Origin of the sequence: Variovorax paradoxus, assembly GCF_022009635.1 — a bacterium.
GTDB lineage: Bacteria > Pseudomonadota > Gammaproteobacteria > Burkholderiales > Burkholderiaceae_C > Variovorax.
Genome location: NZ_CP091716.1, coordinates 224166 through 239402, shown reverse-complemented (window position 1 = coordinate 239402; position 15237 = coordinate 224166). Strand labels below are relative to the sequence as shown.

Below are 15237 nucleotides of genomic sequence, written 5' to 3'. Positions count from 1 at the left end.
CTATCGTCGACGCTCATTGCGCTCGCCGTCTGCCGATCGTGCCCCCCGTTCCCACAACACCCCTGCTCGACGCCGCCCTGCGCGGCGTGCTGCTGGCCCTGCTGCTCGTGCTCGCGCTGGTCTTCGGCCGTGACCGTCCGCGCCTGCCGGTCGCGCGCGTGGGCGTGCTGCTCGCGCTGGGGCTGTGCGTGCAGGTCATCGGCTCGACGCCGATGTTCGAGGCGAGCGTGCCGCGGCTTTGGCAGTCGCCCTTCGTGGCGGTGTCGGTGGGCAACGCGGTGCTGTTCTGGGTGTTCGCGCAGGCGCTGTTCGACGACGACTTCGAATTGCGGCCATTGCATGTCGCGGCATGGCTCGCGGCGGCGGCGTTGGCGGCGCTCAACTGCGCGGTGGTGGCGGGCAGCGCGTCGGTGCTCGCGCCGGTGACGACGGGCCTGCAACGCGCGGTGCCGCTGGTGTTCGCGGTGCTGGCCGCGCTGGCGGCGGCGACCCGATGGCGGGCCGACCTAGTGGAAGGGCGGCGGCGGTTGCGCATGTTCATCGTGGTCGCGGGCGTCGGCTACAGCGTCGGGATGCTCGCTGTGCGGCTCGCGTCGCCGCGCGGGCAGCTCTCGGATTCGTCGGCGACGGCGGACGTGGTGATCATGCTGCTGATCGTCGCGGTAGTGGCATGGCGGATGCTGCGCCTGACGAGGTCGGACCTGTTCCCGGTCGCGCGAGCGCCGGCAGTGATCCCGGCCGTGATGCCGGACAGGCCGGCCTCGCCGCTTCCGGTCGAGGAACCCGCCGAACCCGAACTCGCACCCGATTCCGCCGAAGACCGCCTCGCCCAATCCCTGCAGCACGCGATGGCCGTCGAACATGCCTACCGCCGCGAAGACCTCAGCATCGCCACCCTCGCCTCGCTGCTCTCGGCGCCGGAATACCGCCTGCGCCGCCTCATCAACCAGCGGCTCGGCCACCGCAACTTCAACGCCTTCGTCAACGGCTTCCGGCTGGCCGAGGCGATGGCGGCGCTGGCCGATTCCTCGAAGCGCGAACTGCCTGTGCTGACCATCGCCCTGACCGCGGGCTTCCAGTCGATCGGCCCGTTCAACCGCGCATTCAAGGCCGCGACCGGTCTCACGCCCACCGAATTCCGCAAGCAGAAGCTGGCCGATTCCTGAAATCCATGGCCGAAAACCGCGCTTGCGGCTTTCGGCAAGACGCGGCAGCGGCGCCCCGGCATCGTCCGGTCCGGCGGGGCATGGGCCCCTGCAATCACCTGGAGTCCGGTTCGATGCGACGTCTCGTTTTCATTTTCTGGCCAGCGCTGCTGGCGTTTTTCTGCGGACTGGCACAAGCCTCGATGGGCTTGGCGGAGCTGCCCGCCGCGGCCGGCGACGGCCCGGTCACGGTGTTCTACCCGTCCGGCGATCCGCCGCAGCCGACCCGGCGCGGGCGCTTCACGCTCGACCTGGCGGCGCAGGGCGCGCCGGTGCGCGGCAATGGTCGGCTGGTCGTGGTTTCGCACGGCTCGGGCGGCGCGCCGTGGGTCCACACCGACCTGGCGCACAGTCTGGTCGATGCGGGCTTCATCGTCGCCATGCCCGAGCACAAGGCCGACAACTACAAGGACGACAGCAACCCCGGCCCCGACAGCTGGACGATGCGGCCCGGGGAAGTGTCGCGCGCCATCGACGCGGTGGGCCGCGACCCGCGCTTCGCGCCTTTGCTGAAGCTCGACAAGGTCGGCATGTACGGGATGTCCGCCGGTGGCCACACCGCGCTCAGCCTGGCGGGCGGGCTTTGGTCGCCGGCCGCGTTCAAGCAGCATTGCGAAGCCGACCTGGTGGAAGATTTTCAGTCCTGCGTCGGCCTGATCACCCGGCTGACCGGCGGCCCTTTGGACAGCATCAAGAAATGGGGAGCGCTCCTGGTGATCCGCCATCGCTTCGGCGACGCCACGCCGCGCGAAGATCACGACCCGCGCATCGCCGCCATCGTGGCGGGGGTGCCGAGCGCGGCGGATTTCGACATGGCCACGCTGTCCCATCCGCGCGTGGCGCTGGGCCTCATCACCGCCCGCCAGGACCGCTGGCTGATCCCGCGCTTTCACAGCGACCGCGTGCTCGCGGCCTGCCTGCCGCGCTGCGAACTGATCGCCGACATGCCCACGGGCGGGCACGGCGCACTGCTGTCACCGCCCCCTCCAGGCCTCACAGGCCTGATCGGCGACATGCTCAACGATCCGCCGGGCTTCGACCGCGCCGGCGTGCTGCCCGAAGTGAATCGCAAGACAACGGCTTTCTTCAGCGCGCATCTGCTGCCTTGATCACTTGAAAGGGGCATGGGGCAAACGTTCGAGCCCCCGATTCCGCTGACAGCCGTATCCCACAAGCGTGGGCGACAGCGGCGCACATGGCGACAGATGGCGGCCCGGCCATGGTTGCACCCGGATCGATCGAACCCCGGTCGGTCCTTGATTCGTGACCAAGCTACGAAAGGAACCGTCACACATGAAGCAACAACGACACAACCGCATCTTCATCGGCGCAATGCTCGCAGGCCTTCTGGCCATCGGCGGGGCAGCCCAGGCGCAAGGCGTCGGGGTCGGCGTGGGCGTCAATGCCGACGTGAACGCATCCGGCTCCGGCGCACGCGGCGCCAACGCCGGTGCCGCGGCAGGCGCCAATGCAGGAGCCAATGCCAATGCGGGAGGCACGGCGGGCGGCGCGGGCAATGCCGTCGGCGGCGTGCTGGGCGGCGCGACGGGCGCTGTCGGCGGTGCCACGCATGCGGTGGGCGGCGTGACCAACACCGTGGGCAGCACGCTCAATGGCGCGACCGGCGCGGTCGGCTCGGCCGGCAGTGCGGTGAAGGCGCCCGCGGCGGGCGTGAAGGCGAACGGCAAGGCCCAGGGTTCGGGCGCGGTCGATCTCCAGAAGTAAGCCGAGCCAACCAAAAGCCCCGCCGCACGCGAGTGTGCGGCGGGGCTTTTTCCATTGGCCCGGGAGCAAAGCTCAGTCGACGGGTTTCAGCTTGAACAGGCTGGTGACTTCCACGTCGAGCACCAGCATCTCGCGCTGGTTGAAGAGCCGCCAGCGCCATCGCAGGATGCCGAGCGTGGGCCGCTTCTCGGAGCGGCGCACCTCGATCACGTCGGCCACCAGCCGCAGCGCGTCGCCCGGCCGCACGGGGTTGGGCCAGCGCACATGCTCGAGCCCCGGAGAGGCGAAAGACTCCGAGCCCGCGAGCACCGCGTCGACCACCAGCCGCATCGCGATGGAGCAGGTATGCCAGCCGCTCGCGATCAGGCCGCCGAAAGGGCTTTCCGCGGCGGCTTCGGCATCGGTGTGGAACCACTGCGGGTCGTAGGCCCGCGCGAACTGCACGAGTTCGGCCTCGGTGAGCACATAGGGCCCGGCCTCGATGACCTGGCCCGCATGGAAGTCGGCGAACTGCATCCGCCGCAGCTTAGTACGTTTCGAGGTGCAGCCGGCCTTCGCGCTTCAGGGCGGCGCCGACGGTGTCCCAGTCGAGCCCCGCGTCCTTCGCCACGTCGCGCAGTGCGAGCACCACGCCTTCTTCCATGCTCTTGAGGCCGCACACGTAGAAGTGGCTGGCACCGTCCTTCAGCAGCGCGGCCAGGTCGGCGGCGCGCTCGCGCATCAGGTCCTGCACGTAGCGCTTGGGGGTTCCCGGCGTGCGCGAGAACGCGAGGTTGATGTCGATGAAGTCCTTGGGCAGCGACTGCAGCGGGCCGAAGTACGGCAGCTCCTGCTGGGTGCGCGCGCCGAAGAACAGCATCAGCTTGCCGCCCTCGAACTTGCCGCTCTTGCGCAGGCGGCGGCGCCATTCGGTCATGGCGCGCATCGGCGCGCTGCCGGTGCCGGTGCAGATCATGACGATGTGCGACTTGGGGTGGTTCGGCATCAGGAACGACGAGCCGAAGGGGCCCACCACCTGCACTGTGTCGCCCACCTTGAGGTCGCATACGTAGTTGGAGCACACGCCGCGCACCGGCTCGCCTTCATGGTCCTCGGTCACGCGCTTCACCGTGAGCGACACGTTGTTGTAGCCGGGCCGCTCGCCGTTGCGCGGGCTGGCCACCGAGTACTGGCGCGCATGGTGGCGCTTGCCGATGGCGTCGACGCCCGGCGGCACGATGCCGATCGACTGGCCTTCGAGCACCGGGAACGGCACCACGCCGAAGTCCAGCACGATGTGGTGGGTCTCGCTGTCGAAGCCCGCTTCGGTGCAGTTGAAGTTGCCCACCACGGTGGCGGTGGTCGGCGTCTTCGGCGGAAACAGGTTGGTGTACGCATGCGCGGCCGACCACGGCGGCACGCTGGCGCCGTACTGCGCCGAATTGAAGACCGGCTCGACCGACTCGACGGCCGCCTGGGCCTGCGTCTGCGCGGGCAAGGCGGCGGCGGGGTCGCCGGCCGCATCGGCGGAGACGCCGGCGGCTTCGAGCTCTTCGGGAGAAAGCTCGTCGGGCAGCGACTCCCAGGTGAACTGCTCCTCGATCGAATACGCGCGCACCAGCGGCATGGTGCGCCAGTTGTCGATGGAACCCGTCGGGCACGGCGAGATGCAGGCCATGCAGCCGTTGCAGGTGTCGGCCCGCACGACGTAGTTGTTGTCGTCGTGCGTGATCGCGTTCACGGGGCAGATGGCCTCGCAGGTGTTGCAGCGGATGCAGATCTCGGGGTCGATCAGGTGCTGCTTGATGACTCCGGCTTCAACGGCCATGTCCATGTTGTTCTCCTAGAGCCCTCCCCTTTCGGGGGAGGGTTGGGTGGGGGCTTGCGGCGCTTGTCGTGGTCACGCTGCTGGCCCCCATCCCAGCCTTCCCCCGGAAGGGGAAGGAGCAATACCGAAATACCTCAATCAACCGAAGCGGACGTACTCGAAATCCACCGGCTGCCGGTTGATGCCCATCACCGGCGGCGAAATCCAGCCGGCGAACTTGCCCGGCTCCACCACGCGGCCCATCAACGATGCCACGAAAGCGAAGTCTTCGGAACTCGGCAGCCACTCGTCGCGCTTGGCGGCCCATTCCATCTCGTTCACCACGCGGCCGTCGGGCGACATCTTGATGCCCGCGAGCGCGCCGATCTGGCGGTTGAAGGCCTTGTGCGGCACGCTCAGGCGCGTCGGGATGCCGGCCTTCTCGAGCACCTTGTTCCAGCGGTTCACGCCGGCCACCGAGTCCTTGATGAAGTCGTCGCGCAGCACTTCGTTCAGCGCGTTGAGCATCGGCACGTCCTTCTCGACGAGCTGGCCGTCCTTGACTTCCAGCACCTTGTAGGTCTGGCCTTTGAGCACGTGGTCGTCCTCGCGCTTGCCTTCCTCGTAGCGGCCCTTCAGGCCCGAGCTGTAGAAGATGGCGGCGTTGCTCGACTGGTCGGCGCCGAACAGGTCGATGGTCACGCTGTAGTGGAAATTCAGGTAGCGCTGGATGGTGCCCAGGTCGATGGCGCCGGCCGCGCGCACCTTCTGCGCGTCGTCGGTCTTCAGCTCGTTCATGACCTGCGCGGTGCGCGCGATGACGCGCGACACGCCGCTCTCGCCCACGAACATGTGGTGCGCCTCTTCGGTCAGCATGAACTTCGTGGTGCGCGCGAGCGGGTCGAACGCGCTCTCGGCCAGCGCGGCCAGCTGGAACTTGCCGTCGCGGTCGGTGAAGTACGTGAACATGAAGAACGCGAGCCAGTCGGGCGTCTTCTCGTTGAAGGCGCCCAGGATGCGCGGGTTGTTGTCGTCGCCCGAGGTGCGCTGCAGCAGTGCGTCGGCTTCCTCGCGGCCGTCGCGGCCGAAGTGCTTCTGCAGCAGGTACACCATGGCCCACAGGTGGCGGCCTTCTTCCACGTTGATCTGGAACAGGTTGCGCAGGTCGTACATGCTGGGCGCCGTGAGACCCAGGTGGCGCTGCTGCTCGACCGACGCCGGCTCGGTGTCGCCCTGCGTCACGATGATGCGGCGCAGGTTGGCGCGGTGCTCGCCGGGCACGTCCTGCCAGGCCTTCTCGCCCTTGTGGTCGCCGAAGTGGATCTCGCGGTTGGCGTCGCCCGGGTTCAGGAAGATGCCCCAGCGGTAGTCGCGCATCTTCACGTGGCCGAACTGGGCCCAGCCCTGCGGGTCGACGCTCACGGCCGTGCGCAGGTACACCTCGTGGTTGGTCGAGCCTTCGGGGCCCACGTCGTCCCACCAGTTGATGAAGTTGGGCTGCCAGCCTTCGAGCGCGCGCTGCAGCGTGCGGTCTTCGCCGAGGTTGACGTTGTTGGGGATCTTCTCGCTGTAGTTGATCGTGCTCATCGTTGTTCCTTGGGTTCTTGCGGGGCTGCGCTATCAGACGCGGTTCATGTCGAAGCCGGCCTTCTGGCCGGTGCCGTAGACCTTCAGCGCGCCCTTCTCGCCGACGGCGTTGGGGCGGTTGAAGATCCAGTTCTGCCAGGCGGTGAGCCGGCCGAAGATGCGGGTGGCCATGTTTTCCTTGCTCGCGAAGCGCAGGTTGGCTTCCAGGCCGGTGAGCGCATCGGGCGACATGGCGGCGCGCTCCTCGATGGCGATGCGGATCTCGTCGTCCCAGTCGATGTCGTCGGGCGCGGCGGTCACCAGGCCCAGCTTCAGCGCCTCGTCGGCGTCCAGCGGCTTGCCGGCGGCGGCGCGGGCGGCTTCGAGCGGCGCGGCTTCTTCATAGAAGCGGCGCTGCAGGCGGCTCTGGTCGTTCACCATCGGGAAGAAGCCGAAGTTGAATTCGTCCAGCGTGAGCTTGGGCGCGCGCTCGGCGTCGTCGGGCAGCGCGAGCATGTAGGTGCGGTCGGCGGCAAAAGCCAGTTCGGCCAGCGTGCCGGCGAAGCACGAACCGGCCTCGACCAGCGCGAACAGGCTGCGCGACGAAACGTCCAGACGCGCCAGCGTGCGGCGCAGCGCGCCGACGGTTTCGCGCACCAGCCAGTGGTCTTTGTTGGCGAACATCACGGCGTCGGATGCGAGCACGGCGGCGGCGTCGCCCTCGGTCTTGAGCAGCCAGGTGCCGATGTCGAGTTCGTTGGTGCGCAGGTTGAGGATGGCGTCGTCGAGTTCGCGGCACATCGCCAGCGGCCACCAGGCGGCGCCCGCCGCTTCGATGGCTGCCACGTCGGCCGGTTGCGTGCCGGTGGGCGCCTTCACCGTGATGGTGGCGGTGCGCTTGCTGCGGTCGATCTGCACGTTGACGTGCGAGTAGGCGATGCCATCGGCGCTGTCGGTGCGCTCCAGGCGGGTCAGGGCCACGCCCTTGCCGCCGGCCGGGCGGTCGCTGCCGGCCGCGAGCTGCGAAGCGCGGTCCTGCACCGCGGCTGCGAACTGCGCGGGCTTGGCCACGGCGTCGACCAGGCGCCAGTCGACCGCGCGCTGGCCGCGCACGCCTTCGACGCTGGTGCAGAAGATGTCGGCGAGGTCATGGCGCACATGGCGCTTGTCGGTCACGCGGGTCAGGCCGCCGGTGCCGGGCAGCACGCCCAGGAGCGGCACTTCGGGCAGCGACACGGCGGAGGAGCGGTCGTCCACCAGCAGGATCTCGTCGCAGGCCAGCGCCAGTTCGTAGCCGCCGCCCGCGCAGGCGCCGTTCACGGCCGCGAGGAACTTCAGGCCCGAGTGCTTCGAAGAGTCTTCGATGCCGTTGCGCGTCTCGTTGGTGAACTTGCAGAAGTTGACCTTCCAGGCGTGGCTGGAGACACCCAGCATGAAGATGTTGGCGCCCGAGCAGAAGATGCGGTCTTTGCCGCTGGTGACGATGACGCTGCGCACTTCGGGGTGCTCGAAGCGCACGCGGTTGAGCGCGTCGTTCAGTTCGATGTCCACGCCCAGGTCGTAGCTGTTGAGCTTGAGCTTGTAGCCGGGGCGGATGCCGGCGTCTTCCGCGATGTCGAGCACGAGGCGCGCGATGGCGCCGTCGAAGCTCAGCGACCAGTGGCGGTACTGGCCGGGTTCAGTGCGGTAGTCGACGCGCGGGGGCGCCTGGAGCGTGGTGGTGTCGGTCATGCGGAAGTCTCCTGTGGGGCAGTGTTCGGAACACCGTGAACAGGAAAGATAATGCACTTTACTGCTCCGATGACATGCATCATGCTGCATACGAACAGGCAAGTCAATGCCTGCTGCACTTTTTTTCAGATTTCAGAAGCCCGCCAGGCGCCTAGGCCAGGCCCATGGACTGGCGGGTCGCAGCCCGCAGCGCCTGGAAGCTCTGCGAAAGCGTCCTTCCGCTGGTGTCCACCGACAGGTCGGCCTTCGAATAGAAAGCGGCGCGGCCGTTCAGGATGCGGCGCAGGTCTTCCATCGCCTCTTTGCTGGCGGCCATCGGACGGGTGTCGCCCTGCGCGGCCACGCGGCCCATGTGCTCCTCGGGCGCGGCCTGCAGCCACACCGTGGTGCAGTGCGCGAGCAGCTCGTTGAAGGTGGCCGGGTCGGAGACGATGCCGCCGGGCGTGGCGATCACCACCTCGCTGTAGATCTGCACCGCCTCTTCCAGCGCGCGGCGCTCGTAGCGGCGGTAGGCGTTGGTGCCGTACAGGTCGTGGATCTCGCGCACGCTGCAACCCGCCAGCTTCTCGATCTCGCGGCTCAGCTCGATGAACGGAATCTCCAGGTCTTCGGCCAGCATCTGCCCCAGCGTCGACTTGCCCGCGCCGCGCAGGCCCACCAGCGCGATGCGCCGGTGCCGCGCCGGGTCGACCGAGGCGGTACCCAGCAGTTCGCCGAGCGCCACGCGCACTCGGCGCAGGTCGGCCTCGCTGCGGTGCTCGAGCAGCTCGCGGATCAGCAGCCATTCGGGAGAACTGGTCGTGACGTCGCCCACCAGCTCGGCCAGCGAGCAGTGCAGCGCCCCGGCCACCTGCTGCAGCACCAGGATCGACGCGTTGCCGATGCCGTATTCGAGATTGGCCAGGTGCCGCTCCGACACCTCGGCCGACAGCGCCACCGCCTTGCGCGTGAGGCCGCGCTGCGCGCGCAGGTTGCGCACGCGATCGCCCAACGCCACCAGCAGCGGATTCTTGACCTCCCCGGCGGGCGCGGCGCCGTTACCGCCGGCGGCGCTTTCGGGCGCGGTGGCCAGCACCGCGTCTACATGCTCGTTCATGCAATTCCTCGTTCTTCGCCGGGATTGTGCGCGCTCAGGGTAAACACCATAGATGCACTATATTGCTTGACACTCATTGTCTCGATGCTTATTGTTCGGCCACAAGCAAGATACTGCACACGCAGCATTCCTGCAAGGTAGTTCATAAGTTCGAGGCCTCACGATGTCCGACCGCAACACACCCGCCACCGGCAAGGAAGCATTTCACCAGCTGATTGCCGGCCTGACCGCCGAGATCGCCGGCAAGCCGCTCGACAGCGCGCTCGACCAGTGGCTCAACGCCACCCACGGCGCGGGCAGCGCCAGCTTCGAGGCGCTGCGCCAGGCCTGCATCGACGGTGTCGCCGAAGGCTGGCTCTGCGAACGCGAAGGCGGCGGCATCAGGTACGGCCGCGTCTTCAAGGCCGAAGACGCGCTGCACCGCTTCTCGGTCGACGTGGTCGACATGCAGGACATCGCCGGCCCGCACCACACGCACCCCAACGGCGAAATCGACCTGATCATGCCGCTGGACAACCACCCCGCCACCTTCGACGGCCGGCCCGCCGGCTGGTGCGTCTACGGCCCGGGCACCGCACACCGCCCGACCGTGGCCCAGGGCCGCGCGCTCGTCCTGTATCTCCTGCCCGAAGGGCAGATCAAGTTCACCGTATGAAGTACTCCCCCCAGGCTTGCCCACTTCGTGTGGCCGCCAACCCCCTCGCCGGGGGCAACACCAGCGGCCCGGCAAAGCCGGTTCCGCGGTGTTCCCCGAATCTGCCCACGTTGAGACCCATCGAATGACCGAGCTTCTTTCCAACTACGTCGCCGGCCGCTGGCAAAACGGCTCGGGCACCGGCACGCCGCTGTTCGACCCGGTGCTCGGCACCGAACTCGCGCGCGTCGACGCCACCGGCCTCGACCTGCCCGCCGCCTTTGCCTTCGCGCGCGAACAGGGCGGCAACGCGCTGCGCGCCCTCACCTACCGCCAGCGCGCGGGCCTGCTGGCCGCGATCGTGAAGGTGCTGCAGGCCAACCGCGATGCCTATTACGAGATCGCCACCGCCAACTCCGGCACGGTGAAGAACGACTCGGCCGTGGACATCGACGGCGCGATCTTCACCCTCGGCCAGTACGCCAAATGGGGCGACGCCCTCGGCGACGTGCGCGCGCTGCGCGACGGCGACGCGGTCAAGCTCGGCAAGGAGCCCGTGTTCCAGTCGCAGCACCTGCAGGTGCCGACGCATGGCGTGGCGCTGTTCATCAACGCCTTCAACTTCCCCTCGTGGGGGCTGTGGGAAAAGGCGGCGCCCGCGCTGTTGTCGGGCGTGCCGGTGATCGTGAAGCCCGCCACGGCCACCGCCTGGCTCACGCAGCGCATGGTGCGCGATGTGATCGACGCGGGCGTGCTGCCCGCCGGCGCGCTTTCCGTCGTATGCGGCAGCTCGGCTGGCCTGATGGATGCGCTGCAGCCCTTCGACGTGGCCTCTTTCACCGGTTCGGCCGAGACGGCGGCGGTGATCCGCTCGCACCCCGCGGTGGCCGAGCGCTCGGTGCGCGTGAACATCGAGGCCGACAGCCTCAACAGCGCCCTGCTGCTGCCCGGCGCCGCGCCCGGCAGCGAAGCCTTCAACCTGCTGGTGCGCGAAGTGGTGCGCGAGATGACGGTCAAGTCGGGCCAGAAGTGCACCGCCATCCGCCGCATCCTGGTTCCCGCTGAGCTCTACGACGCGGCCGCCGAGGCCATCGGCGCCAAGCTCGCGGGCGTGACCGTCGGCAATCCGCGCAACGAGAGCGTGCGCATGGGTTCGCTGGTGAGCCGCGCGCAGCTGAACGCGGTGCGCGAAGGGCTGGACGCGCTGGCCGCGCAGACCACAGTGCTGCACGACGGCCGCGACAAGCCCCTGGTCGATGCCGACCCGGCCGTGGCCGCCTGCATCGGCCCCGTGCTGCTCGGCGCGCGCGACGCCGACGCGGCGCAGCGCGTGCATGACGTGGAAGTGTTCGGCCCTGTCGCCACGCTGCTGCCTTATCGCGACCTTGCGCACGGCATCGCGCTGGCGCATCGCGGCCAGGGTTCGCTGGTCACATCCCTATATGGCAGCGACGACACGGCCCTGGCGCAGGCCGCCGTGTCGGTCGCGCCCAGCCACGGCCGCGTGCACGTCATCAGCCCCGAAGTGGCGCAAGCCCACACCGGCCACGGCAACGTGATGCCGATGTCGCAGCACGGCGGCCCCGGCCGCGCGGGCGGCGGCGCCGAACTGGGCGGGCTGCGCGCGCTCGACTTCTATCACCGCCGCAGCGCGGTGCAGGCCAGCCCCGGCGTCATCGCCGCGCTCGGCCTCTAGAACAACACCCCCGGCCGAAGGAGACAAGACATGACCCCGCCCGCACGATTCAACTTCGCCGAGCATCTGTTCGCACTCAACCGCGGCCGCGCCGCGCGCACCGCCTACATCGACGACCGCGGCACGCTGAGCTACGGCCAGCTCGAGGAGCGCGCGCGCCGGCTGGCCGCCGCGCTGAAGGCGGCCGGCATCCGGCGCGAGGAACGCGTGCTGCTGCTGATGCTCGACGGCAACGACTGGCCGGTGAGCTTCCTCGGCTGCCTGTATGCCGGCATCGTGCCGGTTGCCGTCAACACGCTGCTCACGCCCGACGACTACGCCTACATGCTCGACCACAGCCGCGCGCAGGCGGTGCTGGTGTCGGGCGCGCTGCTGCCGACGCTGCAGGAAGCCATGGCACGCGGCGGACACGAAGTGCAGGCGATGTTCGTGTCGCAGCCCGCCGGCCCGCTGCCGGACGGCGCTCGGGAATTCGACGCCGCCATCGCCGCCGCCGAGCCCCTGGCATCGCCGGTGAACACCACGTCCGACGACCCGGGCTTCTGGCTGTATTCGTCCGGCTCGACCGGCAAGCCCAAGGGCACCGTGCACACGCACGCCAACCTGTGGTGGACGGCCGAGCTGTACGGCAAGCCGGTGCTCGCGCTCACCGAGGACGACGTGTGCTTCTCGGCCGCCAAGATGTACTTCGCCTACGGCCTGGGCAATGCGCTGACCTTCCCGCTCTCCGTGGGCGCGACCGTGGTGCTGATGGCCGAGCGCCCCACGCCAGACGCCACCTTCCGCCGATGGATGGAGCACAAGCCCACCGTGTTCTTCGGCGCGCCCACGGGCTTCGCGGGCATGCTCGCCTCGCCGAAGCTGCCCGCGCGCGAAGCAGTGGCGCTGCGCATGTGCTCCTCGGCCGGCGAGGCGCTGCCGGGCGAGATCGCGCAGCGCTTCAAGGCGCAGTTCGGCTGCGAGATCATCGACGGCATCGGCTCCACGGAGATGCTGCACATCTTCATCTCCAACCGGCCCGGCGACATCCGCTACGGCACCACCGGCAAGCCGGTGGACGGCTACGAGGTCGAGCTGCGCGGCGAAGATGGCCGCCCGGTGCCCGACGGCGAGGTGGGCGACCTCTACATCCGCGGCCCCAGCTCCGCGCTGATGTACTGGACCAACCGCGAGAAGTCGCGCGAGACCTTCCAGGGCGGCTGGACCAAGAGCGGCGACAAATACACGCGCGACGCCGACGGCTACTTCACGTATGCCGGCCGCAGCGACGACATGCTGAAGGTCAGCGGCATCTACGTGTCGCCCTTCGAGGTCGAGGCCACGCTGATGCAGCACCCCTCGGTGCTCGAGGCCGCCGTCATCGGCAAGGAAGACACCGAGGGCCTGACGAAGACCAAGGCCTTCGTGGTGCTGAAGGACGGCGCCGCGGCCAGCGAGGAAGAGCTGAAGGCCTTCGTGAAGGAACGGCTGGCGCCCTACAAGTACCCGCGCTTCCTGGAGTTCGTGAGCGAGCTGCCGAAGACGGCGACGGGGAAGATCCAGCGGTTCAGGTTGCGTGAGAAGGAAAAGCAGGCATGACGGGCGCGCTGTTTCTGTCTTGCTCCCTCCCCTCCCGGGGGAGGGCTGGGGTGGGGGCAAGCAGCCTTCGCAAAAGCCCCGCCTCTGCCTGCGCCGCGAGCCCCCATCCCAGCCTTCCCCCGGAAGGGGAAGGAGCAATGCGATGAGCACCACCCAGTTCGCCACCATCGACTGGCGCGGCCGCACCGTGCAGATCGAATGCCAGTGGATCGCCCCCGAGCGCACCGACGGCCCGCTGATCGTCTTCCTCCACGAAGGCCTCGGCTCCGTCGCCATGTGGAAGGACTTTCCCGCGCAAGTCTGCGAAGCCGCGAATGCCCGCGGCCTCGTGTTCTCGCGCCCGGGCTACGGCCGCTCCACGCCGCGCGCCGATGACGAAATCTGGGACGTCGACTTCATGCACCGCCAGGCGCACGAGGTGCTGCCCGCGCTCTTCGCGGCATTGAAGCTCGACGACGAAAAGCCCTGGCTCTTCGGCCACAGCGACGGCGGCTCCATCTCGCTGCTGTACGCATCGCGCTTTCCCGACAAGGTCGAGGGCCTCGTGGTGCTCGCGCCGCACATCTTCGTGGAAGACATCACCGTCGCGAACATCGAGATCGCCCGCACCGCCTACCTGGGCACCGATCTGCCCAAGAAGCTCGGCCGCTACCACGACAGCGCCGACTCCGCCTTCTGGGGCTGGAACCGCATCTGGCTGCATCCGCCGTTTCGCGACTGGAACATCGAGGCCGAGCTGAACGCCATCCGCTGCCCTGTGTTCGCCGTGCAGGGCATCGACGACGAATACGGCACGCTGGCGCAGATCCGCGGCATCGCGGCACGTGCCGGTGGTGTTTGCGAGCTGCTCGAAATCCCTGAATGCGGGCATTCCCCGCATCGCGATCAGCCCGATCGTGTCATCGTCGCCACCGCTTCTTTCATCACCAAAAACAGGAGACAAACACCATGACCATTCGCACAGCACGGCTGGCACTCACCGCCATCGCCTTTGCCGCCCTGGCTTCGGCCGCCGGCGCCCAGGGCACGGGCAAACTCAAGGTCGGCCTGATGCTGCCCTACAGCGGCACCTACACCGCGCTGGGCGTGGCCATCGAGAACGGCTTCAAGCTCTACGTTGACGAGCAGGGCGGCAAGCTCGCCGGCCGTGAGATCGAATACTTCAAGGTGGACGACGAGTCCGACCCCGCCAAGGCCACCGACAACGTCAACAAGCTCATCAAGCGCGACAACGTCGACGTGATCGTCGGCACGGTGCACTCCGGCGTGGCAATGGCCATGGCCAAGGCCGCGAAGGAAAGCGGCACCGTGCTGATCGTGCCGAACGCCGGCGCCGACGCCGTCACCGGCCCGATGTGCGCGCCCAACATCTTCCGCAGCTCGTTCAGCAACTGGCAGCCGGCCTACGCCATGGGCGAAGTGGCCGCCAAGCAGCAGGGCAAGAAGAAGGCCATGACCATCACCTGGAAGTACGCGGCCGGCGACGAGTCGGTCAACGGCTTCAAGGAAGGCTTCGAGAAGAACGGCGGCAAGGTCGACAAGCAGCTCACCCTGCCCTTCCCCAACGTGGAGTTCCAAGCGCTGCTGACCGAGATCGCGGCGGCCAAGCCCGATGCGGTGTATGCCTTCTTCGCGGGCGGCGGCGCCGTGAAGTTCGTCAAGGACTACCAGGCCGCGGGCCTGAACAAGACCATTCCGCTGTACGGCCCCGGCTTCCTGACCGACGGCACGCTCGACGCGCAGGGCGAGTCGGCGCAAGGCATGCTGACCACGCTGCACTATGCCGACGGCCTCAACACCCCGCGCGACAACGCCTTCCGCACCGCCTACGCCAAGTCCTTCAAGTTGCAGCCCGACGTGTACGCGGTGCAAGGCTACGACGCCGCGCAGATGCTAGGCGTGGGCCTGAACGCCACCAAGGGCGACATCTCGAAGAAGGCCGAGTTCGCGGCCGCGGTCGAGAAGGCGAAGATCGACAGCCCGCGCGGCGCGTTCACCGTGAGCAAGTCGCACAACCCGGTGCAGGACATCTACCTGCGCAAGGTGGACGGCAAGGAAAACAAGCTGGTGAGCACCGCGATCAAGGGTCTCGCAGATCCGGCCCGCGGCTGCAGGATGTAAGCCAGGGCACACCCCCAGGCTTCGCGCACTTCGTGTCGCTACGCCTTCCCCCTTGCAGGGGGCGACACCTGCGGCCCGGCAAAGCCGGTTCCGCGGTGT

Annotated in this window: 13 protein-coding genes; 8 read left to right on the top strand and 5 right to left on the bottom strand. The window is 68.4% G+C overall.

Annotated elements, in window-relative coordinates; genetic code table 11:
- The first annotated feature begins 38 nt into the window (after positions 1–38).
- The 3 genes from L3V85_RS01240 to L3V85_RS01230 all read left to right on the top strand — a co-directional run bounded on the left by L3V85_RS01240 (position 39) and on the right by L3V85_RS01230 (position 2930).
- Positions 39–1166, top strand: coding sequence for a helix-turn-helix domain-containing protein (locus L3V85_RS01240; RefSeq protein ID WP_237677625.1), 1128 nt, complete (start codon positions 39–41; stop codon positions 1164–1166).
- A gap of 113 nt (positions 1167–1279) precedes the next feature.
- Positions 1280–2314 (top strand): alpha/beta hydrolase family protein, encoded by a 1035-nt coding sequence (locus L3V85_RS01235; protein WP_237677624.1) that lies wholly within the window; start codon positions 1280–1282, stop codon positions 2312–2314.
- A 184-nt stretch (positions 2315–2498) separates the two neighbouring features.
- Positions 2499–2930 carry an adhesin gene (locus L3V85_RS01230; protein WP_237677623.1) on the top strand — a complete coding sequence of 144 codons (432 nt, stop codon included), beginning with the start codon at positions 2499–2501 and terminating at the stop codon, positions 2928–2930.
- Between the two features lie 72 nt (positions 2931–3002).
- Here L3V85_RS01230 and L3V85_RS01225 read toward each other — a convergent pair whose 3' ends face one another.
- The 5 genes from L3V85_RS01225 to L3V85_RS01205 form a co-directional block, all read right to left on the bottom strand.
- Positions 3003–3446, bottom strand: a complete 444-nt coding sequence (locus tag L3V85_RS01225; protein WP_237677622.1) for a MaoC family dehydratase — start codon at positions 3444–3446, stop codon at positions 3003–3005.
- A gap of 10 nt (positions 3447–3456) precedes the next feature.
- A complete protein-coding gene (boxA, locus tag L3V85_RS01220) occupies positions 3457–4743 on the bottom strand; it encodes a benzoyl-CoA 2,3-epoxidase subunit BoxA (protein ID WP_237677621.1) in 1287 nt (428 codons plus the stop codon).
- A 132-nt stretch (positions 4744–4875) separates the two neighbouring features.
- Positions 4876–6303 (bottom strand): benzoyl-CoA 2,3-epoxidase subunit BoxB, encoded by a 1428-nt coding sequence (gene boxB, locus L3V85_RS01215; RefSeq protein WP_237677620.1) that lies wholly within the window; start codon positions 6301–6303, stop codon positions 4876–4878.
- A gap of 33 nt (positions 6304–6336) precedes the next feature.
- Positions 6337–8013, bottom strand: coding sequence for a 2,3-epoxybenzoyl-CoA dihydrolase (gene boxC, locus L3V85_RS01210; protein WP_237677619.1), 1677 nt, complete (start codon positions 8011–8013; stop codon positions 6337–6339).
- Positions 8014–8164: 151 nt separating this feature from the next.
- The gene (locus L3V85_RS01205; RefSeq protein ID WP_237677618.1) at positions 8165–9109 is read right to left on the bottom strand and encodes a helix-turn-helix transcriptional regulator; all 945 of its coding nucleotides are present in this window, start codon (positions 9107–9109) and stop codon (positions 8165–8167) included.
- Positions 9110–9272: 163 nt separating this feature from the next.
- On the opposite strand from L3V85_RS01205, the gene L3V85_RS01200 reads away from it, so the two are divergent.
- From L3V85_RS01200 to L3V85_RS01180, 5 genes are all read left to right on the top strand, one after another.
- A complete protein-coding gene (locus tag L3V85_RS01200) occupies positions 9273–9764 on the top strand; it encodes a DUF4863 family protein (RefSeq protein ID WP_237677617.1) in 492 nt (163 codons plus the stop codon).
- 124 nt (positions 9765–9888) lie between these two features.
- Positions 9889–11439: a 3,4-dehydroadipyl-CoA semialdehyde dehydrogenase gene (locus L3V85_RS01195; RefSeq protein ID WP_237677616.1), complete on the top strand. Its 1551-nt coding sequence runs from the start codon at positions 9889–9891 to the stop codon at positions 11437–11439.
- A 30-nt stretch (positions 11440–11469) separates the two neighbouring features.
- On the top strand, positions 11470–13017 hold the full coding sequence (locus L3V85_RS01190) for a benzoate-CoA ligase family protein (protein ID WP_237677615.1): 1548 nt from the start codon (positions 11470–11472) through the stop codon (positions 13015–13017).
- A gap of 142 nt (positions 13018–13159) precedes the next feature.
- The gene (locus L3V85_RS01185) at positions 13160–13969 is read left to right on the top strand and encodes an alpha/beta fold hydrolase (protein ID WP_237677614.1); all 810 of its coding nucleotides are present in this window, start codon (positions 13160–13162) and stop codon (positions 13967–13969) included.
- Positions 13966–15138, top strand: a complete 1173-nt coding sequence (locus L3V85_RS01180) for an ABC transporter substrate-binding protein (protein WP_237677613.1) — start codon at positions 13966–13968, stop codon at positions 15136–15138. The genes L3V85_RS01185 and L3V85_RS01180 overlap by 4 nt, the downstream gene beginning before the upstream one ends.
- Positions 15139–15237: the final 99 nt, after the last annotated feature.